19 protein-coding genes and 1 tRNA gene are annotated in these 20,616 nt (G+C 37.1%); 17 read left to right on the plus strand and 3 right to left on the minus strand.

Annotated features, from left to right (window positions below):
• Positions 1-49 precede the first annotated feature (49 nt).
• The 3 genes from DNK85_RS03955 to DNK85_RS03965 all read left to right on the plus strand — a co-directional run bounded on the left by DNK85_RS03955 (position 50) and on the right by DNK85_RS03965 (position 4,222).
• Positions 50-1,543: a glycosyltransferase family 39 protein gene (locus DNK85_RS03955; RefSeq protein ID WP_119328274.1), complete on the plus strand. Its 1,494-nt coding sequence runs from the start codon at positions 50-52 to the stop codon at positions 1,541-1,543.
• Positions 1,544-1,552: 9 nt separating this feature from the next.
• A complete protein-coding gene (gene zapE / locus DNK85_RS03960; RefSeq protein ID WP_119328275.1) occupies positions 1,553-2,608 on the plus strand; it encodes a cell division protein ZapE in 1,056 nt (351 codons plus the stop codon).
• A gap of 150 nt (positions 2,609-2,758) precedes the next feature.
• Positions 2,759-4,222, plus strand: coding sequence for a hypothetical protein (locus DNK85_RS03965; RefSeq protein ID WP_119328276.1), 1,464 nt, complete (start codon positions 2,759-2,761; stop codon positions 4,220-4,222).
• 42 nt (positions 4,223-4,264) lie between these two features.
• Here DNK85_RS03965 and DNK85_RS03970 read toward each other — a convergent pair whose 3' ends face one another.
• Genes DNK85_RS03970 through DNK85_RS03980 form a run of 3 tightly spaced genes read right to left on the minus strand, consistent with a single transcriptional unit; the run spans position 4,265 to position 6,126 of the window.
• Positions 4,265-5,299, minus strand: a complete 1,035-nt coding sequence (locus tag DNK85_RS03970) for an FAD-dependent monooxygenase (protein ID WP_119328277.1) — start codon at positions 5,297-5,299, stop codon at positions 4,265-4,267.
• 36 nt (positions 5,300-5,335) lie between these two features.
• Positions 5,336-5,836 carry a GNAT family N-acetyltransferase gene (locus tag DNK85_RS03975; RefSeq protein ID WP_119328278.1) on the minus strand — a complete coding sequence of 167 codons (501 nt, stop codon included), beginning with the start codon at positions 5,834-5,836 and terminating at the stop codon, positions 5,336-5,338.
• Positions 5,836-6,126 (minus strand): type II toxin-antitoxin system TacA family antitoxin, encoded by a 291-nt coding sequence (locus tag DNK85_RS03980; protein WP_208123127.1) that lies wholly within the window; start codon positions 6,124-6,126, stop codon positions 5,836-5,838. Before DNK85_RS03980 ends, DNK85_RS03975 begins: the two co-directional genes overlap by 1 nt.
• Positions 6,127-6,493: 367 nt before the next feature.
• On the opposite strand from DNK85_RS03980, the gene DNK85_RS03985 reads away from it, so the two are divergent.
• The 14 genes from DNK85_RS03985 to rpmG all read left to right on the plus strand — a co-directional run bounded on the left by DNK85_RS03985 (position 6,494) and on the right by rpmG (position 20,307).
• Positions 6,494-7,705, plus strand: coding sequence for a trans-sulfuration enzyme family protein (locus tag DNK85_RS03985; RefSeq protein ID WP_119328280.1), 1,212 nt, complete (start codon positions 6,494-6,496; stop codon positions 7,703-7,705).
• A gap of 2 nt (positions 7,706-7,707) precedes the next feature.
• Entirely contained in the window at positions 7,708-8,511 is an 804-nt protein-coding gene (locus tag DNK85_RS03990; protein ID WP_119328281.1) for an amino acid kinase family protein, read from the plus strand.
• A 1-nt stretch (position 8,512) separates the two neighbouring features.
• Positions 8,513-9,649 carry a trans-sulfuration enzyme family protein gene (locus DNK85_RS03995; protein ID WP_119328282.1) on the plus strand — a complete coding sequence of 379 codons (1,137 nt, stop codon included), beginning with the start codon at positions 8,513-8,515 and terminating at the stop codon, positions 9,647-9,649.
• Between the two features lie 7 nt (positions 9,650-9,656).
• Positions 9,657-11,987: a 5-methyltetrahydropteroyltriglutamate--homocysteine S-methyltransferase gene (gene metE, locus DNK85_RS04000; RefSeq protein ID WP_119328283.1), complete on the plus strand. Its 2,331-nt coding sequence runs from the start codon at positions 9,657-9,659 to the stop codon at positions 11,985-11,987.
• Positions 11,988-12,005: 18 nt separating this feature from the next.
• Positions 12,006-12,926: a methylenetetrahydrofolate reductase gene (locus DNK85_RS04005; protein WP_119328284.1), complete on the plus strand. Its 921-nt coding sequence runs from the start codon at positions 12,006-12,008 to the stop codon at positions 12,924-12,926.
• Positions 12,927-13,005: 79 nt separating this feature from the next.
• On the plus strand, positions 13,006-13,869 hold the full coding sequence (locus DNK85_RS04010) for a LysR family transcriptional regulator (RefSeq protein WP_162896514.1): 864 nt from the start codon (positions 13,006-13,008) through the stop codon (positions 13,867-13,869).
• 12 nt (positions 13,870-13,881) lie between these two features.
• Positions 13,882-14,550: a glutaredoxin 2 gene (gene grxB, locus DNK85_RS04015; protein ID WP_119328286.1), complete on the plus strand. Its 669-nt coding sequence runs from the start codon at positions 13,882-13,884 to the stop codon at positions 14,548-14,550.
• Between the two features lie 6 nt (positions 14,551-14,556).
• Positions 14,557-15,735: a mandelate racemase/muconate lactonizing enzyme family protein gene (locus DNK85_RS04020; protein WP_119328287.1), complete on the plus strand. Its 1,179-nt coding sequence runs from the start codon at positions 14,557-14,559 to the stop codon at positions 15,733-15,735.
• A 165-nt stretch (positions 15,736-15,900) separates the two neighbouring features.
• A tRNA-Ser gene (locus DNK85_RS04025) sits at positions 15,901-15,993 on the plus strand.
• A 251-nt stretch (positions 15,994-16,244) separates the two neighbouring features.
• Complete coding sequence (locus tag DNK85_RS04030) at positions 16,245-17,444, plus strand: MFS transporter (RefSeq protein ID WP_119328288.1); 1,200 nt, start codon at positions 16,245-16,247, stop codon at positions 17,442-17,444.
• A gap of 336 nt (positions 17,445-17,780) precedes the next feature.
• A complete protein-coding gene (locus DNK85_RS04035) occupies positions 17,781-18,917 on the plus strand; it encodes an aminotransferase class I/II-fold pyridoxal phosphate-dependent enzyme (protein ID WP_235842370.1) in 1,137 nt (378 codons plus the stop codon).
• A complete protein-coding gene (locus DNK85_RS04040; RefSeq protein ID WP_119328289.1) occupies positions 18,905-19,690 on the plus strand; it encodes an amidohydrolase in 786 nt (261 codons plus the stop codon). Before DNK85_RS04035 ends, DNK85_RS04040 begins: the two co-directional genes overlap by 13 nt.
• 194 nt (positions 19,691-19,884) lie before the next feature.
• Positions 19,885-20,121 (plus strand): 50S ribosomal protein L28, encoded by a 237-nt coding sequence (gene rpmB / locus DNK85_RS04045; RefSeq protein ID WP_119328290.1) that lies wholly within the window; start codon positions 19,885-19,887, stop codon positions 20,119-20,121.
• Between the two features lie 30 nt (positions 20,122-20,151).
• Positions 20,152-20,307, plus strand: a complete 156-nt coding sequence (gene rpmG, locus DNK85_RS04050; protein ID WP_119328291.1) for a 50S ribosomal protein L33 — start codon at positions 20,152-20,154, stop codon at positions 20,305-20,307.
• Positions 20,308-20,616: the final 309 nt, after the last annotated feature.

Genomic DNA, 20,616 nt, shown 5'->3' on the forward strand with positions numbered 1-20,616 from the left:
CTGCTATGATGTTGCGCATTGCCACGATACACACTAATGCAATGACGCAATGAAACAAACAATCAAAGCAAGCCATTTATTTTGGATGTTTTTCCTAACTTACGCATTTTTGTGGACACTCATACCATCAATCATGCGCTTTGTTACACCGATGGATGCTACCGAAGGAGCAATGTGGGCGCACACTTTACAATGGGGCTACCCGCGCGACCCTTGGTTAAATGCCCTTCTAACAAAGGTTGCTCTCTTTATCAGCGGCAACCATGATTGGAGTATTTATTTATTCTCACAAATCATGGCACTTATCGCATTTTGGTCAGTTTGGCGTCTAGGTCGGTTGATTTTTAAAAATCACTATTTAGCACTCTGTGCTGCTGTTATTCTTATTGCCATTCAATACTATAACTTAGCAATTATTGACTTTAATGATAATGCGTGCGAACTCGGACTTTGGCCTTTAATGGCTTTGTATTTTTATCGTAGTGTCACTACAAACCGCTTAAAACATTGGATACTTCTTGGCATCATTGCTGGCCTTGCAATGATGGCAAAATACTATACCGCTGTACCACTGGTTGCCATGTTGCTATTTATCCTTTTTGAAAAGTCATTATATCGCCATTTAATCAACTGGAAGCTTTATCTAAGCTTGATTATCTTAGTGATTATTTGCATCCCTCATATCGTTTGGCTTGTGGATTATGGCTTTATCACCATCCATTACTCAATGGATAAAGTTGATAGCCACATTCATGAGAGCTTATTGCAAAGACATTTTGCTTATGCCTTACATTTCTTTTTCGCGCAAATTGGAACTTTCATGGGTGCTGTCGCCTTATTCTTATTTGGTTACATTGGCAAAACCAAAAATAAATCAATACTGAATACTAAAACAAACATTGGATTCTTTAACGCCAAGTTCTTATTTTTTGTAGGTCTTGGTCCGACACTTATTACCATACTTATTTCTATCATTGGTGGCTGGAACATCCATACGATGTGGGGGATTCCATTATTAAGCCTATGGAGTCTTATCCTCATCGCAATTACAAAACCTGTTTTAACCACAAATAAAATTAAACGCCTTATCGCTATGGCTAGCTTTATTACTCTTTTATTGCTTGTTGGCTACAGTATTTCATTATCGCGCAGTAAAACCAGTAGTGCTAATTATCCTGCGCGCGAGATTGCTCAAATCGTCACTGAAAAGTGGCATGAACGCTATCACACCAAATTGGAGTATATCGCTGGTTTTAACAAACCTATTAGCTATATTACCCGCTATTCGACAGATCATCCGATGGCTTTAATTGAGTTTAATCCTAAGCTTAATCCGGCACTTGATATGCATGATTTACGTTTGAAAGGTGCTGTATTTATCTTGATACCACAAATGGAAGGAGCCTCCGAATTCCCAGAAGAAGTATTAAAACAGTACCCTGATTTAGTGATCACACCTTATCAAACAATTCCTTGGAAACGTGCCAAACCAAATCAACAACCAATGCGCTTTCAAATCGCTTTTTTACCACCGAAACCATAATGTGATGATATGAGTTTACGCGACAATTACCTAAGTTATCTCAAAACACATCATTATAATGATGATCTACTGCAACTACAGGCAATTGATTACTTGCAACAGATTCTTGTACAAGTTGAACAAAAATCAATGAAACCAAAGGCATGGAACTTATTTAAAAAGAAGCCCGATCCAATTAAAGGCTTATACATGTGGGGTGGCGTTGGTCGCGGTAAAACTTTTATTATGGATTTATTCTATGATGCACTAGCCACTGATAAAAAAATACGCCTGCATTTTAATCACTTCATGCAGCAGGTACATCAACAATTACGTGATTTCCAAGGTCAAAACAATCCTTTACAAAAAGTTGCTCATAACATTGCGGATAAATATAGTGTAATTTGTTTTGATGAATTTTTTGTCGAAGATATTGCAGATGCTATGATCTTAGGTGGTCTTTTCACACAATTATTTGAACTTGGCATTACTCTTATTGCCACTTCAAACATCCCACCTGAGCGGCTTTATCAAGGCGGATTACAACGTGAACTTTTCTTGCCCGCAATCGACTGCCTTATCAAACATGTCACCGTTCTCAACCTTGACTCAGGCACTGACTATAGGCAGCTGACACAAGCGCATAATCAAAATTATTTTTACCCTCTACCACAAGCCACACTTGATCTGACTCATCGTTTTAAACAAAACGCATCAGAGCACGTGATGTATGATACCAAAATCATCCTTGAAGATCGTCTTGTTAAAGTTAAAGCCGTTGATGAAAATGCTATTTGGTTTGATTTCTTTAGTATTTGTGGCGATGGTCGCGGAGTAAGTGACTATATCGCCCTTGCTAAACGTTTTGATACAATCTATATCAGTAACATGCCCATATTAACGATAAAATATGAAAGCGAAACCAGACGTTTTATCGCTATGATTGATGAATTCTATGATGAGGACAAACACGTTATTATCGCAGCGGATGCTGATTTTAATAGCATTTATCAAGGTGAAAAACTCCAATTTGAATTTGAACGCACTAAAAGTCGATTACATGAAATGCAACTTAACACTAAGTGAAATAGAATAAAGAAACAACTGTTTACTTTTCATCACCCCCAGTAACCATCACTTTATGTTACTCTCCTGTTAGAATGACTTTCAACTCTATGCAGTAGACAAGAATATAATTGCTATAACAATCAACCAAGTAATGTTAGGGGAAAGTGAATGAAAATAATATTTCTTAATGTCTATAGAACATTAATTTGGTCACTTATAAGTGTGCTTGCACTACTAATTTGCAGTTGTGGCGGCGGATCAAACAGTACTCCTGCAAAAAGCGCTCTACATGTCACTGAAAACATATCTACATCAGAAATTCAAGCAGGTATTCCTTTCACAGTAAATGTGGTGCTTTCAAATTCTGCGTTAACATTAGGGGCAGAAGATTATGATATTAAATTGATTGATACACCGAGCGTTTTAAATTGCACTACAACTGAGTATCAACATGTTGCTTTAAATCAGACCTATAATTTTGTGTGCACCCTTCCCTTAAATGCTCCCCAGAATAGTCCAGTTGATGTTGAAATATCAGTGAATGGTTCTTCTAAGCAAACAAAAACTGCTGATATTATACAACCACTTCCGCCTGCTTCTGAACCTGCTCCACATAATATGTTTGTATTTTATAGAACCCATAACATTGGGATTTTAGTGCGTTGTGCGTTAGGTGAAAATGGGAAACCTCTGGACTATGATTCCAACTCTGAGTGTATAGTACAACAATTACCAATGGATAATATAACTAATTTCACGATCTATCAAAACTCAAGTATTCATAAAATTGCTTTCATACAGGATAAAAGCAATTTAGTTTCAATTTGCCCGCTCGATGAATTCCAAAATGTTTACACCAACCAATGCAAAACAATAGAGCTAAATACTAATTTCAATTCACATACTCTTAACCTAATTCCAAAAAACATTTTATTTAAAGATCAAAACAATATTTATTTAGTAGCACCTGGTTATGGTAACAACTCAAAATATATGGCGCTCTATAATTGTAAACTAGACCTAAGTTCAACTCAAAACCACTGTGATTTAGTTTCAAATTTATCGGACTCCATAAGTACTACTACGACAGTTCCCTATATTAGTCAAACAGATTCTTCTCATATTGAGATGTCTGTGCTAGCTGATAACTCGTCTCTTCTAGGGCATTGGCAATATAAAAAAACGGATAAGAAGAGTATTTTTATTAACTCTACAACATTCACTGTTCAAGGACTTATGTTCTCGTATAATACTCTTAATAATACGTCTATGATTTGGGATCCTAAAAATCTTGAACCTACTTTGGATGATAACCCGAGCTTTGATAAGTATACTTTTCATGTAGACTGGTCGTCAATTTCCGATCTACCACTGGTTATGGGACTTGTTAGCGCAGATAAGCAAATAGCCGAATATATGACTTCATCTCCTTATGAGCTTGGATATGACATGATATTTAAAAACAATATTAATAAGAATTACTTTATAATGCATTGCACACAAGGAAATGACCCATCTCATGGCGCTTATATTAGCTATGCCAGTAAAGATTGCGACATATTTAACGATGATACAATTTTCCCAAATGGAAGTGACTCAGTATCATCATTTCAAATTCAATATTTAAGTTAAATACTAAGCTCTTGTATACATCGATCACAAACCACCTTGCAACTAAACACCGCAAAATGGCTTACGATGGGTATAGACTTTAGAGATATTTGTTTTTAGTGGTAAATGGAAAATAGAGCTTAGCGTTACTATTGTTTGTTTTATGGCTTGTGCACTACCAAAACCGATGAAATCAGGGTACGATTTGGCAGCATCTCCAAGCAAGATGCATCTGTTGGTGCCAAGAATGGCAGGCTCTGTTTTCAAAGGCATATCATAATAATAACACTTCTCATTGATATTATTTAATATGCTTAACACATGGCTATCGAACCCTTCAAAATCTTTAATCATTTGCTTTACATCACCTGTTTTTTCAACATATGTATTGAAGTTTTTGGTTTTTAAAATACCAAGCAACTCTATATAAACCTGTGATTTTTGTACATATGGAATAGTGTAGATCCAATTGGCCCCATCAGAATATAAGTCTGCTTGTGCATCATATAACTCATCAATAACTTTAATTTTAGATCTCCAGATACCATAGTTTATAAATTTAACCGAAGGGTTTTGGAAAGTAATCTGTTTGCGTAAGTTTGATCTTACTCCATCAGCTCCTAGAACATAATTTGCCATGAAGATCTGATCATTTATTAATACGTTAATATTGCTTTGAAGCTCCTTGAATTCTTTTACTGAGCTAGATAAAAATATACACTTTGCTTTCAAAGAACGAAGTTTCTTAAGTAAGATTTCATAAAGATCTCCTCTTGATATAGTATATATGTTCTCTTCTTGCATATATTCCTTGATGCCTTTAAATATAATCATTTGCTCAATATCCCTATTTATCATCTTTTTATGCTGTGTCTTTATGTTATTACACCGCAACGCAGTCTTCTTAAATTCATAAGATAATTCCAATTGATCTAAATAAAACAATATACTTTCAGGGATTTGTATACATCCCCCCTCACTTCTTAGAGAAGAGCTTTCTTCATAAATGCTCACATCAATTCCATGAGATAGCAAAAATATGGCGGCGCACAAGCCTGAAATGCCTGCTCCAGAAATAATCACATTAGTTTTATTCATCGTTTAGTTTACTCCATGAAGGATCTATGTCATCTTTTATATATTTTTTAGAGGTAAAAATAAACGACGGGCTTCCGAGTGAAACTCCTTGAAACCAAACTGTTGATAAAAAGATACCGCTTTTTCACTAATTGCATCAACAACCATGGCATAAATAGCAATTTCTTCACTCACGGCAAGTGTGCGCTTAATTGCATCCACTAAGAGCATTCTGCCAACACCTAAACCTTGTGCATCTTTACTGACTGCCAAACGCCTAATTAAAGCGCAAGGTATTGGACGACGCGGCAACTTGCGCGCTACTGTATCAGGCAAAGAGTCTACATCTACTGATAGCGTGGAAAGTGTGTAATAGCCAAGGATAACCGTTATATCCTTTTCCAATGTTGCAACAAATGTATGCCCAATACTACGCCGAATATCTTGAGTTGCTTGCTTTTGGATATAATGATCCAAAGCATCAACACCACAACAAAAATGTGTACGATTGTGAATTTCACTATCAAGAGATGAAATAATAATATTTGAATAACTCATTACTTACTACTAACACGCGCATTATGCTCATCAAATGCTTTTAGCAGCTTATCATTAAACTGCACTGGCTGAGATAAGGCAGTCAAAAAAGCTGCTGCATCATTCTGCCCTAGCTGCATCGTCTCATGCGCATGGATTGTTTTTTCAGCCTGCTTTAATGCGCAACTTAAAATAAAGTTGCTTACACTTTTACCCTCAAAGCTTGCAGCACGTTCAAGGACTGTTTTCGCCATATTATTTAATCTTAAATTAATACGCTCTTGCTTAAGATTCATGGTTTCACTTCGCATTTTAGGCTCCATAAATTTCCAACACAACCTAATTGTACGTCAAAAAGGCACCAAAATCAAAAATCAAATCACCCCATACAAATAAAAAATCACAAAAAAATGCAAATCCTAATTGACACCCTTTAAAAATTTCTGGTAGCTTAGGTCCAAGTTACTAATTTTTCCGTGAAATCATTATGCTAAAATACGCTTATTACAAACGAATGATGATGCCCAACCTAGGCGCTGTTGTCGAGGTTGGGTTTAAGTCGTTTGCTTAAGCGCGAACAAGCGATTTAAATGCCAATTCCAGTGCCTAGGATTCCAAAGGCACTGGCTCATTATTGCCAGCGACCCCAAGCGCGTAAATAGCTTTAAGAGGTTCAAAATGGCAAATCAATTTACAAATGAGAAACACTTCACCACACAGTGCATTCATTCAGGCATCCAAGCGGATCCAAATAATGGCGCGTTATTAACACCCATTTTCCAAACAACAACGTACCTACAAGAGAGCGTTGGCAATCACAAAGGTCACACTTATAGCCGCTCATCCAACCCCACTGTTAGCGTATTAGAAGAAAAGCTTGCTAAGCTTGAAAAGGCACCTAGCAGCGCATGTTTTGCCACAGGCATGGCTGCCATCAGCGCACTTGCCTGCACTTTACTCAAAGCTGGCGATCATGTGGTCTGTTCTGATGTTGTCTATGGTGGCACAGTACGCTTATTTAATGAGATACTTAAGAAGTTTGGTGTTGATGTAAGTTATATTGATAGTAGTAACCCACAAAATGTCAAGCATGCCATTACTGAAAATACACAGCTAATTCTGCTTGAGACTCCAGCTAATCCAACACTTAAATTAACCGATATCAAGGCAATAGCTGATATTGCTAAAGCACACAATATTCTACTAGCAGTGGACAATACCTTCTTGACTGCGGCACTGCAAAAGCCACTTGATCTAGGTGCAGATATCAGTATCTATTCGACAACAAAATACATCGATGGTCACAACGCCACAGTCGGTGGTGCGTTAATCGCCAAAGATGAAGTCATTAACGAACGCTTTCGCTATACACGCAACTGTTTAGGCTCAATTCAAAAGCCTTTTGAAGCGTGGCTTATTTTACAAGGCATTAAGACATTGCCATTGCGTTTAAAGCAACATTCTGATAATGCATTAGCAGTAGCACAGTTTTTAGCGACACATAATGCAGTAAAAAGCGTTTACTACCCTGGATTAAATAGTTTCCCACAACATGCATTGGCCGAAAAACAACACCTTGGTGCGCATGGTGGAATGTTAGCTTTTGAGCTTAAAGGAGATATTCAAAATGGAATTAACTTTATTAACTCTGTTAAGCTTTGCGCATTAGCTGAGAATCTTGGCGCAATTGAAACATTAATCACACATCCAGCAACCATGACGCATGGCCCGATTGCAGCAGATGAGCGTAAACGCCTTGGTATTCATGATGGTTTAATTCGATTATCTGTGGGCTTAGAAGATCCATTTGATATCATTCAAGACTTGGATCAAGCATTAACCGCTGCCACTGAAAGGCAAAATAAACAACATCAACAAAAGGTATCTTAATCATGACAAAATATCGCTGTAGTAGCTTCCAAGCTGAAGTGATCGTTCTTAAGTTTGGCAGCTCGATTATTGAATCCCTTGATCACTTTAAATACGCAGCACTTGAGGTAAAGCGATTTGTTGATAAAGGGTACAAAGTCATTGCCGTTGTCTCTGCGATTGGTAATACTACAGATATTCTAGAAGGCAATCAAAGCGCATTTAATCTAAACAACAATCAAATAAGTGCCAAAGCTCGTGCCTTACTGCTCTCTACTGGGGAGTTGCAATCGGTGGCCTATCTGACACAAACCTTACTACAGCAAGAGATACAAAGTAATTTCATCACCAACCCAATTCTTGCTGAAGGTGATTATGACAATGCCACACCGCTTCATGTTAATAATACACTATTTCATGAACTATTGAATACGCAGCAAGCCATTGTTGTGCCTGGTTTTATTGCACAGAATAAAAATAATGAGCCTTGTCTTTTAGGTCGTGGAGGTTCGGATTTAACTGCGCTTTTTATTGCACACCAACTGCAAGCCAAGCGTTGTATTTTACTTAAAGATGTCGATGGTGTTTACCATTTAGATCCCAATAAATTTAAAGATGCTATTCGCTACGATACACTTACTTATGACTGCGCTAAAGAGAAAGCAACTCAAGTAATCCAATCACAAGCCATCAGCTGGGCTAAGGCGCATTGTCTGACATTTCAAATTGGCAAATTAAATGGCAATAATTATACGACTGTCGGCACGCTAGAGACAAAACAATCTACACAAATACTTCGTCAAATTAACATTGAAGAGGTTGCATAACATGAATCGGTGGACTTGCCTTATTCACCCAGGTCTTGACAATAGCGATCCCTATCACGCCAATAGTTTGCCAATCTATCAAACCGCTACATTTGCTCAAGATGATGCTGAGCATCCCAGCAACAAATATGATTATTCCAGAAGCGGTAATCCTACACGAGAGTATGTTGAAGGCTACATTGCCAAACTTGAAAATGCGCGATTTGGTTTAGCATTTAGTAGTGGCATGGCAGCAATTAGTTGCGTGCTACAGTTATTAAATGCAGGCGATCATATCATTGTTGGCATGGATATTTATGGCGGCACACACCGTATTATCCATAAGGTGTTAACACGTTTTAATATTCAATGCACACAGGTTGACTTCAATGACAACCAAGCATTAACACAAGCATTAACGGCAAAGACTAAGCTGGTATTATTAGAAACACCAACCAATCCACTGCAACAGATAACCGATATAAACGCCTTACGATCTAATCTACCTCAAAACATTATTCTTGTTGTAGACAACACCTTATTATCACCTTGGCTACAAAAACCACTGGATCTTGGCGCAGATATTGTCATTCATTCAGCAACTAAGCATTTAGCAGGGCACAGTGATGTTTCCGCAGGTGTTGTTGCGACGAATTGTAAGCACTTAGCAAATGAGCTTAAATTCTTACAAAACGCCAATGGTAATGCGCTTGATGCCATGCCAGCATGGCTTTTGTTAAGAGGTGTTAAAACGCTTGGTTTACGAATCGAACGTCAACAGCAAAGCGCACTTAAAATTGCGCACTTTCTGGAGAACCACCCCAAGGTGACTGAAGTCTACTATGCAGGACTACCAACACACCCAGATTTTAACATTATGCAAAACCAAGCCTCGGGAGCTGGATCTGTATTAAGCTTTACCACTGATTCACTTGAACTATCTAAACATATTGTCAATCAGACACAGCTTTTTACGATCTCCGTGAGCTTCGGCAGCTTAATGAGTCTGATCAGTTTACCTTGTCAAATGTCTCACGCTTCAATTGATAGCAGTAAACGTCACATTCCTGAGAACCTTATTCGTCTATCGATCGGCATTGAGGACCCTGATGATCTCATTGCTGATTTAGATAAAAATATTTACAATTTTACGGAGTAATAACATCATGAAAACACACATTCTAGGATTCCCACGCATTGGAGAAAAAAGACAGCTAAAATTCGCCCTAGAGCAGTATTGGCAAGAAAAGATTTCTCAAGATGAACTCGTTGAAATAGCTAACAAAATCAAATTATCTAACTGGAAGCTACAAGCAAATGCAGGATTAGATTTTGTAACTGTAGGTGATTTTTCTTTCTATGATCATGTTCTTGATACAAGTATTATGTTTGGGGTCATCCCTAATCGATTCCAACTCACTGCAGAAGCTAATACTAACCCCTTAGATAAATCTTTTTGTATTGCACGCGGTAAAACACCAAATCACCCACAGGTTAGACCTAGTGCAATGACTAAATGGTTCAACACCAATTATCATTATATTAAACCTGAAATAGTTAAAGCGCAGAAATTTTCACTAAATTCATCAAAACTTATTGATGAAATTAAGCATGCACAGCATCATAATTTTCGTGTAAAGCCTGTTATTTTAGGGCCTATTAGCTTCCTATATCTGAGCCATATTATTGGTGATGACTTTGACAAATTTCAGCTATTGCCTGATCTTATTGCTGAGTATAACAAACTATTTTCTTTACTTGCCAAGCACAATATATCGTGGGTACAAATTGATGAACCTATTTTATCCATAGACATAGATAAAACGCATCAAAATCACTTTAAAAGCACTTACCATGCACTAAATAAAGATCAAAATATAAGCTTACTTTTAACCAGCTACTTTGGTGATAATACTGTACATTTAGATTGGTTATCTGAATTACCCATTGCAGGAATTCATTTGGACTTAATAGAAACTTCAATTAAAGAGGTTTCTTCATTTATTCAGGCCTATAGCCAAAAGAAAGTAATATCTCTTGGTATTATTGATGGACGCAATATATGGAAAAATAACTTATTAGAGAGTATAGAAAACATTAAATCAGTTAATGCTAATATTGCAAATATTTGGATTGGTAGCAGCTGTTCATTACTTCACTGTCCTTATGATGCAGATCTTGAATACAAACTAGATCCTACAATCAAAAGTTGGCTATCTTTTGCTAAACAAAAAGTATCTGAAATCGCCTTGCTCAAAAACTTATATGTATCCCCTAATAACCCTGAATACCAAGCCCAACTTTCTGAGAATATTCATATTTTAGAAACACGGAAAACACATGACCTTTTGATTGATACTAACGTTCGTAATCGCGTTAAAAAAATTCGAAATGTTGACTTTGAAAGAAAGTCACCTTATAAAGTGCGCCAACAAACGCAAAAACAGGCACTAAACCTACCAATTTTTCCTACTACAACGATTGGCTCTTTTCCTCAAACGCATCAGATACGTCATATTAGAAAACAATATAGGCAGTCTGAAATCACATTACAACAGTATATTGAAAAGCTCAAAGAGGAGATTAAACAAACCATACGAGCACAAGAAGAAATTAATCTTGATGTCCTTGTACATGGTGAAGCAGAACGCAATGACATGGTCGAGTATTTTGGCCAACATTTAAAAGGAATAACGACAACTAGCTTTGGCTGGGTGCAAAGCTATGGCTCAAGATGTGTAAAGCCTCCTGTTATTTATGGTGATATATCAAGACCACACTCAATAACCGTTGAATGGTCTTCTTTTGCACAGTCTCTAACCCAAAAACATGTAAAAGGCATGCTTACAGGACCTATCACTATTTTAAGCTGGTCTTTTGCAAGAGATGATATTAGTGCTAAAGACATTGCAACACAAATTGCAATTGCATTACGTGATGAAGTCCTTGAGCTAGAAAGTGCAGGTATTAAAATTATACAAATTGATGAGCCTGCATTTAAAGAAATGTACCCATTAAAAAAATCTAAAATTCCTTACTATCTTAACTGGGCTATAAAAACCTTTAAACTTGCCTCCTGTGGCGTAAAAGATCAAACTCAAATTCATACACATATGTGTTATTCTGCCTTTAATGATATCATTCATGAAATCAACCAATTAGATGCTGATGTCATTACCATCGAGTCTGCACGTGCTGATATGTCGTTACTAAGCGCTTTTAAAGAATACCAATATACCAATGCTATTGGTCCTGGAATATATGATATTCATAGTCCAAATATCCCTAGTGTTATGGATATGTATCAAAAAGCGCAAAAAATACTACATTATATTTCAGTTGATCAATTATGGATAAACCCAGACTGTGGTTTAAAAACACGTAGCTGGCAAGAAGTCAATATAGCACTCAAGAACATGGTGTCTGCTGCGGATAAACTCAGATTAGAAATAGCTAAGCATAAAGATCTAAGCACGCATGAAATTAATTTTCCTTAAGATATCAGGTTATAGAAAATGAGTACAACCATAAGTTTTGAACTATTCCCATCTAAAGCCCATCTTGATAACGGTAAGCTTTATCAAGCAGTTGATGAAATAAAGCCTCATACACCTAAATACGTTTCCGTCACCTTTGGTGCCGGCGGCTCATCCTCTTATGCTAATTCACTAACTCTTATTCGCTATTTACGTCAACACAATATCGACGTTGTCCCGCACATCACCTGCTTTCACCTTAATAAACAGGCAATTTTCAATCTTCTACGGGAATATATTGAACTTGGCATTGATCGCCTTGTTGTTATCCGCGGTGATCTGCCACAGGATACTCAAAAACAAACTAATGTCAGCTTTAATTATGCTTATCAACTGATTGATTATATTCGCCAAGTCAGTGGTGAGCAGTTTGATATTACCATTGCAGCATATCCTGAGTTCTACCCTGGATCTAAAACATTACAAGAGGATATCGATAATCTAAAACAAAAGATAAATGTCGGTGCTAATCATGCAATTACGCAATATTTTTATAGTATTGATGCCTTCTATCACTTCTTACAAATGTGTCAGGAGCATCAAATCAATATTCCAATTACTGCAGGGATCATGCCAATCGCTAATTATCAAGGATTGAAGCGCTTCTCGCAAATTTGTCATGCAGACATCCCACAGTGGCTAGATAAACGCCTTGCTTCCTATCAGCATGACCCAATTGCTCTGCAGGATTTTGCCAGCGACGTTGTTGCCAAACTTTGTGATGACTTAATTGATCTTGGCGTGCATGGACTTCACTTTTACACCTTAAATCAAATGACAGCAACCAATGCTGTCATCGCTAAAAGCACCAAACTTAAAAGCATTTTGGGCAAGAACAAAAATCAAAGAATCCAGAGAAGCCCTAAGCTTGTAACAGTTACTCAATTGGCATCTCGTTAATTCCCCTAAACACTCGGCTTTACAGCTATAGACTTTCAACGTACCATAACCAGAAATCAATCAGATTATGATTTCTCTTATGCAATTGCCACCATTAAAGTCTTTACCTTATTTTATTGCTGTTGCCAAGCACAAACATTTTGCTCAAGCCGCCTCTGAGCTTAATCTCACTGCTGGCGCGATTAGTCAACAAATTAAACAGTTGGAACAATATCTTGGAACAACACTCTTCAACCGAGATACTAAACACGTTGAATTAACGCATAATGGCATACGTTACTATAAAGAAATTGAAGCCGCATTAATACATATTGAGCAAGCAACAAGTCAGATCAAACCGCTAAATCAAGACACCGTACAATTGCGAATCTTTTCAACACTTGCCGTACAGTGGCTTATTCCTCAATTAAACGATCTTTATCTTAAATATCCAGATATTAATCTTAATATGATGACATCAACTGAATTAAAAACACACGACGTGGATAATGCTGATCTTAGTATCCAACTAGGATTAGAGAATCCAACAAATAAAGCAGTCAAGTTATGGCAAAATCAATTGGTGCTTGTATATAACCCACAAATAATCACAGCAGATCAATTAAAGAATAGTCCTGCGATTGTTGTTAACCATCCAATACGCGAACAGGACTGGCAGACCTTTTGCAATGCCACACATTTGACAATACCGAGCAAAAAAATCTCCGTTGCCACTACCATTCATGCAATCCAAGCGGTTGAAAACGGACTGGGTAGCTTTGTCACCCACTTACCTTTAGTTTACACATTGATCCAAAGCAAACGTCTTAGTATCTGGCAACAACCTTTACCATTATCACAATACTACTATCTAGTAGATAATCAACCACACCGTCATACTATCAATAAAAGAATTGTGCATGACTGGCTAGTGGCCCACGCACAAACTTATCTTCAATACTAATAAGGAACTTTTATGAAACTTTATATTTATGAGCACTGCCCCTTTTGTATTCGCCCACGCATTATTGCAGGAGTTAAAAAAATCCCGCTTGAGCTTATTTATTTTGCCAATGATGATGAAAAATCACACATTGATCTGATTGGTAAAAAGCAAGTGCCTTTTTTACAAAAAGATGATGGCAACTTTTTGATTGAAAGCTTGGATATTTGCCAATACCTAAACAATTTTGACAACAACCCAATATTAAGTAATGAAATCACTACAACCGCTAGACTCATTGAGCTAACCACTTTACTAAGTAATGCCAGTAAATCACTTATTTACCCAAGTTTTCTTAATCACCCACTTAATCAAAAAGACTTCCCAACGCAAAGTGCCAAAGACTATTTTGAACACAAAAAAGAGAAATATATCGGCTGTTTTAAGGCAAATCTGCGCTTCCCAACTGCTGCTATTGAAAGCACACAAGCGATTTTAAATGAGCTTAATCCGCTTATGACATTTACCTATGCTAGCAGTGATAACTTATCTTGGGATGATGTTATGATTTTCCCGATATTACGTAACCTAAGTATTATCAGCCATCTAATTGATATCCCAGAAAATATTAAGCACTATATCAAATACTTAGCACAACAAGCAGATATTGCACTTTACACTAGCTTTTTAAATCAAGGATAGTAACTTATGAAAATCACTCAAATTGAAATTTTTGATATTCATTGCCCAAAGCGTCCTGCATGGTCGCCAGTATTTATACGCATGCATACTGATGAAGGATTAACTGGGGTGGGTGAAGCCGGGCTTGCTTACGATCTGGGACACTCAGCAGCTGCACACATGATCAAAGAATTTGCAAAGGAGATGCTGTTAGGGGTTGACCCATTTGCAACTGAACATCTTTGGAATCGCATGTTGCGCGAGAGCTTCTGGGGTTTGGGTGGAGGGCCTGTTGTTTACTCGGCAATGAGTGCCATTGATACCGCACTTTGGGATATCAAAGGTAAGGCCCTTGGCGTACCGGTTTATCAGCTTCTAGGTGGCAAAACCAATAAAAAACTGCGTACTTATGCCAGCCAATTACAGTTTGACTGGGATTATTATGAACGCAAGACTTTATTTAAACCAGAAGACTATGCCAAAGCAACTGAAAAAGCAATTGCTGAAGGCTATGATGCCATTAAAGTTGACCCAATGATGTTTGATCACAAGGGGGACACAATCTATGACTGTACCTTGCCATTTCGCCGTGATCATTTAAATCTTATTCGTGCACGTATGCAGGCAATTCGTGATGTATTGGGTGACAATGGTGATATTATTTTTGAGTGTCACAGTTTACCAGGCCTTACATCCGCATTGCAACTGGGTGAAATTGCTGAAGAATTTAATTGCCTATACTTCGAAGAGCCTGTTAATTATTTAAATAGTAAATTACATGAACCGCTTAAGCAAAAGCTAAATGTTCCTATTGCTGCTGGTGAGCGCTTGTATCTACGCCATGGTGTACGTGAATACCTGGAAAAACAAACTGTTGATGTTTTGCAGCCTGATATTGGTCTTTGTGGAGGCTTGACTGAGGCAAAAAAAATCTGCGATTACGCAGATATGTATGATGTAAAAATCCAAGCACATGTTTGTGGTGGTCCAGTGGCAACAGCTGCTAGTCTGCATTTGGAAACTGCTATCCCAAATTTTATCATTCACGAGCATCACACCTATGCCTTAAAAGACTTTAATCGTGAGCTTTGCATACAAGACCCACAACCTATTAATGGTTTTTTTGAGGTTTCAGAAACCCCTGGGCTTGGAATAGAACTTAATGATGACATAGTGATCAAATCACCTAGAGTGATTGTTAAATAAAGCAACTTGACCTTTACTAGATACCATTACAATTCAATACTCTATTTTTTGATCACCTTAATTTTTATTCTGGTAATTTTTAATTTGATTCAATTTGTATTTCAAAATATCGGCACTAAGCACTTGACATAGTATAGTCAAGTCGATAAATTGTCGCAGTACCGCGGAGAGATGGCCGAGAGGCTGAAGGCGCTCCCCTGCTAAGGGAGTATGGGGACAAAAACTCCATCGGGGGTTCGAATCCCCCTCTCTCCGCCACAACACGCTCTATACTTTTCACACAAATTATTATCCATGCATTTATGATTGTGATTGTCTAACTTACGATTGACCACAGATAACACCTGTCCTGGCACATGAAGCGGCAGTAATTCTCTTAAAAAACACGGGTTGAAAATTAGTTTCTTCAAGCAAGAACAAAACTATTATAACATGCATTTAAATAAGAAAATGATGTAAGTGAATATGTTAAACACACTCTTTAATCTCAATTATTGGATAGGAAATGTATGAAAAATTCAAAAGTTTTGTTATATCTACTCATCTTAGTTGGTGCACCAGTTTTTGGTGTGGGTGTTGATTTATATACACCTTCTCTTCCTAGCATTACACATTATTTTGATTGTACGCTATCAATGTCAAAATTATCTATGAGCTCATATCTGTTTGGTGGCTTTATTGGCATGCTTTTTTTAGCAGCATTAAGTGATAGTTATGGCAGAAAAAAAATGATGAGTATCTGTATGCTTGGTATGATGCTTAGTTGTTTCATTACTATTTTCTCACAGACTATTCTTGAAATGATTGTCCTAAGATTTTTAGCTGGTTTATTTGCCGGGGGAGCGGCTGCCTTAAATAGAGCCATTTTTACAGATATATTTAGCGATCCAATTGAGATCAAAAAAGCATCCGCAAGCATTCTGTTGGCATGGGGTTGTGGACCTGTAATAGCTCCTTTCTTAGGAGGTTATCTACAGCATTACTTTTCATGGAAAGCAAGTTTTATTTTTTTAGCTATTTATTCGGTAATTGTCTTGATCATGACGTTTATATTTATGAGTGATCGGCAACAAATTAAAATTCCATTTTCGATTAAGGCCCTTTTTTCAAGGTATATGCATGTACTTAGCCATAAGGTTTTTGTTAGCTCCTTAGTACAATCTGGCCTGCTATACGCTACACTAATATATTTTCCTATTTTAGGGACCTTTTATGTACAACATATTTTACATTTCAGCCCTGTTGTTTATGGTTATTTGGCATTATTATTGGGCATTGGATTCATGCTTGGTTGTCTTTTTAGAAAGCGTTTAATTCATATTAAAGACCATTTGGTGAAAAAATACTTAATGATTATAATGAGTGTATTAACAGTCATAGGCTTATTTCTAAGTTTAATTTTTTCTTCTAGTTTATCCGTTGTTATGGTCTGTATTTGGATAGTTAGTTTTATTGTTGGGATAGTGTTTTCTGTACATTTTGGGCACTTACTGAGTATCTTTCCTAAAATTGCCGGTACAGCAGGGTCTGTTTCCAGTGCAAGTAACATGTTCGTACTCTCAATTGTTTCTGTCATTATTAGTCTTTTCCAAGTTTACTCCGGAACACAACTAATTTTGGTATACATAGCTACAATTATACTTTTAATACTCTTTTCTGTTATTATTAGAGCCCCCCATAAGCACTTAGAACCGCTGGCAAGTACTTAGATAAAAACGATAGTTAGGTTATCTAAACCAATTTTTTCTTTTATATCATCAAAGCGGCGAATATCAGAATGCGTTAGCATCTACTTTTTAGTTAAAGAAAGTTTTATGTTCACGATAGTTGAGAATCCAGATTCTGAGCAACACTTAAATCATTAAAGCCATAGTTCGGCAAAGAAAAAATTCTGCAAAATGCTTTGCCGTAAGAATATATACTGTTTACTATAATTTGATAACCCATTGTGAGCGTTATGAAGCATAATATTTATTATCCATTGATATTCATGAAACTAAAGAACACTTACATACCCAACTACAATCTAATAGAAGGTCATATCTATGCTATTTAAACCCTATATCAGCATTGAGCCATCCATATTTCACACTATGTCTGTCATGGCAAAAGCGCATAACGCAATTAACTTCACACAAGGCGCCCCTGATTTTAAAACGCCTGACTTGATCATTGAGCGCTTAGATTATTATGTAAAAAACGGTTTTAATCAATATACACCTATCCCCGGAGTACCCAGCTTAAAGCATGCAATCGCTAATAGAATCAAGCTCTGTTACGACGTAGATATCAACCCTGAAGATAATATCTGTATTAGTTCAGGTGCCATTGAAGCAATTTTTGCGCTGATTAGCGCATATATTAGCCAAGGAGACGAAGTTATTTACTTTGATCCAGCTTTTGATGCCTACCCTTCGATTGTCAATTTCAATCAAGGTATTAACCGGCGCATTCCTTTGCTGCCGCCCAATGGTGCAATCAATCTCGAGCAACTAGCACAGACAATTAACAATAGAACAAAGCTCATTATTCTTAACTCACCTCACAATCCTATGGGAAGCATAGTCACAAAAGAGCAATATCAAGCAATTGCGAAACTTATCAAAGGCAAAGACATCTTGTTACTTAGTGACGAGGTGTATGAGCATATTTATGCTGGAACATCCTATACCAGCGCCTTGCAAATTCCTGAGTTAAGAGATCAACTTATCGTTGTACAGTCCCTGGGCAAAACCTATAATCTAACTGGTTGGCGTTTAGGGGCTTGTATTGCACCCCAGCAGATTATTCAGGTCATTAATGCCATTAAACAATTTACAAGCTTCTGCGCACCACACCCCATGCAATTGGCGTTAGCCGATGGTATTAATACACACCCTGAATATTGGCAGAATTTACCTAAACTTTATCAAACTCAGCACGGGAAGCTAATCAACGGCTTAGCAAATAGCCGCTTTAAAGTGTTACCATGGGCTGGCTCGCCCTTTCAGATACTTGATTATACAGCTATTTCCGATGAAGATGATTTTAGTTTTTGCCAACGCTTAATCCATGAACACGGTGTTGGACTGATACCAATTTCATCATTATACGACACACCAAAGCAAGGTTTATTACGTTTATGCTTTGCTAAATATGATGATATTTTACTAGAAGGAGTCAAGCGTTTATGTCAAGTTTAAAGGTAGCTGTAATTCAATCTGATATCGTCTGGGAGGATAAATTTGCGAATTATACTCACTTTGAACATATCATCTCTACACTTGAGACTTGTGATCTTATTGTACTACCTGAAATGTTTAATGTTGGTTTTACGCCAAATATGAACAAAGCAATCACTGATCCACATGAAATTATTGCTTGGCTGATAAAGCAAGCCCAGCATAAAAGTGCAGCCATCATTGGCAGTGTTGTTGTATTAAATGACCTACAAAAAGCCGTTAACCGCTTATTCTTTGTAACGCCACAAGCCGAAGTCTACCACTACGATAAATACCATTTATTTGTACTCTCTGATGAATATAAGTTGCTATCTCCCGGTAAATCACGTGAGATTGTTCATTATAAAGGTTTTGATATTCTCTTAAGCATTTGTTTTGACTTAAGATTCCCTGTTTTTAACTGCAATAATAATGATTATGATCTATTGATAAATATCGCCAGCTGGCCTGCTAAACGTCGCGATCACTGGCGTACTTTGCTGCAAGCGCGCGCAATTGAAAATCAAGTCTACGTTATCGGTTGCAATCGTATCGGCACAGATGGATTAGGTTTTGATTATAGTGGTGATAGTCTCTGTATTCACTTTGATGGTGAGATTCAACAAGATATTGCAGCTTATGCGCCAGGTGTTTTATATCACAGCTTTGACAAAAACCATTTAGATGATTATCGAAAGAGCTTTAAAGTCCTGGCATCGCAAGATAAATTTAGTTTAAATTTAGCCGCAAATTAAAAATCCACAACTTGGGAATTGTCAGGTGCTAACGGCAATGATAGAATGCGCAACGAATTGTCATGATCTGGCAGCTTATTGAAAGTATGTTATAAATTCTGATTGCCTTTGCGTCATTTTTTTGCTATAAAGTTGCCCCTTGAGAATTTAATAATTATAACTATCTAATTTACAGCAATTGACTGGAGGATAACATGTCTAGAGTTTGTATGGTTACAGGCAAGCGCCCAATGACTGGCAACAACGTATCGCACGCGCAGAACAAAACTAAGCGTCGTTTTTTACCTAACTTGCACTCACACCGTTTCTGGGTTGAGAGCGAGAACCGTTATGTTCGTTTACGCGTCAGCTCAAAAGGTATGCGCATTATCGATAAAAAAGGTATCGATTCTGTATTAACTGATTTGCGTGCACGTAACGTAAAATTCTAAATTCACCAGATACTTCAGGAGTAATTTAATATGCGTGATAAAATCAAATTAGTTTCAAGCGCTGGCACTGGTCATTATTACACAACAACTAAAAATAAGCGTACTATGCCAAATAAAATGGAAATCAAAAAATTTGACCCAGTTGTCCGTCAACACGTTCTTTATAAAGAAGCCAAAATTAAATAATTTTTTACCCTCCTCTATACCTGCGTGCTATCTAATATTTTACACTATTGGCTTGTGAAGATTTTGACAGGTATAATGGCAAACCTCATACATTAATTTATGCTGCCTAATCTACTTTACTTTGCTAAAAATCGACAGAGCACATGGCTAGACAGGGTCACCTCATTAAAATTTAGCCCTTAAAATTTCGTCTAGAAACACGGGATTCCAACCTGCCATTTTTCTCATTACTTTAAGGCTTTTCCTTTTGTGCTCAGGCTTTTGCTTTAAGGCTCTTAACAGGTTCATTGTTATTTTCTTTACAACAGC

Source organism: Cysteiniphilum halobium, assembly GCF_003574425.1.
GTDB lineage: Bacteria > Pseudomonadota > Gammaproteobacteria > Francisellales > Francisellaceae > Caedibacter > Caedibacter halobius.

Excerpts from the sequence above, each read along its gene's own strand:
- grxB (WP_119328286.1), top strand. The coding sequence starts at position 13,882 with ATGAAACTTTATATTTATGAGCACTGCCCCTTTTGTATTCGCCCACGC.
- DNK85_RS03990 (WP_119328281.1), top strand. The coding sequence starts at position 7,708 with ATGACAAAATATCGCTGTAGTAGCTTCCAAGCTGAAGTGATCGTTCTT.
- rpmG (WP_119328291.1), top strand. The coding sequence starts at position 20,152 with ATGCGTGATAAAATCAAATTAGTTTCAAGCGCTGGCACTGGTCATTAT.
- metE (WP_119328283.1), top strand. The coding sequence starts at position 9,657 with ATGAAAACACACATTCTAGGATTCCCACGCATTGGAGAAAAAAGACAG.
- DNK85_RS04040 (WP_119328289.1), top strand. The coding sequence starts at position 18,905 with ATGTCAAGTTTAAAGGTAGCTGTAATTCAATCTGATATCGTCTGGGAG.
- zapE (WP_119328275.1), top strand. The coding sequence starts at position 1,553 with ATGAGTTTACGCGACAATTACCTAAGTTATCTCAAAACACATCATTAT.
- DNK85_RS03980 (WP_208123127.1), bottom strand. The coding sequence starts at position 6,126 with ATGCGAAGTGAAACCATGAATCTTAAGCAAGAGCGTATTAATTTAAGA.
- DNK85_RS03965 (WP_119328276.1), top strand. The coding sequence starts at position 2,759 with ATGAAAATAATATTTCTTAATGTCTATAGAACATTAATTTGGTCACTT.
- DNK85_RS04030 (WP_119328288.1), top strand. The coding sequence starts at position 16,245 with ATGAAAAATTCAAAAGTTTTGTTATATCTACTCATCTTAGTTGGTGCA.
- rpmB (WP_119328290.1), top strand. The coding sequence starts at position 19,885 with ATGTCTAGAGTTTGTATGGTTACAGGCAAGCGCCCAATGACTGGCAAC.
- DNK85_RS03970 (WP_119328277.1), bottom strand. The coding sequence starts at position 5,299 with ATGAATAAAACTAATGTGATTATTTCTGGAGCAGGCATTTCAGGCTTG.
- DNK85_RS04010 (WP_162896514.1), top strand. The coding sequence starts at position 13,006 with ATGCAATTGCCACCATTAAAGTCTTTACCTTATTTTATTGCTGTTGCC.
- DNK85_RS04005 (WP_119328284.1), top strand. The coding sequence starts at position 12,006 with ATGAGTACAACCATAAGTTTTGAACTATTCCCATCTAAAGCCCATCTT.
- DNK85_RS04020 (WP_119328287.1), top strand. The coding sequence starts at position 14,557 with ATGAAAATCACTCAAATTGAAATTTTTGATATTCATTGCCCAAAGCGT.
- DNK85_RS03985 (WP_119328280.1), top strand. The coding sequence starts at position 6,494 with ATGGCAAATCAATTTACAAATGAGAAACACTTCACCACACAGTGCATT.
- DNK85_RS03955 (WP_119328274.1), top strand. The coding sequence starts at position 50 with ATGAAACAAACAATCAAAGCAAGCCATTTATTTTGGATGTTTTTCCTA.
- DNK85_RS04035 (WP_235842370.1), top strand. The coding sequence starts at position 17,781 with ATGCTATTTAAACCCTATATCAGCATTGAGCCATCCATATTTCACACT.
- DNK85_RS03995 (WP_119328282.1), top strand. The coding sequence starts at position 8,513 with ATGAATCGGTGGACTTGCCTTATTCACCCAGGTCTTGACAATAGCGAT.
- DNK85_RS03975 (WP_119328278.1), bottom strand. The coding sequence starts at position 5,836 with ATGAGTTATTCAAATATTATTATTTCATCTCTTGATAGTGAAATTCAC.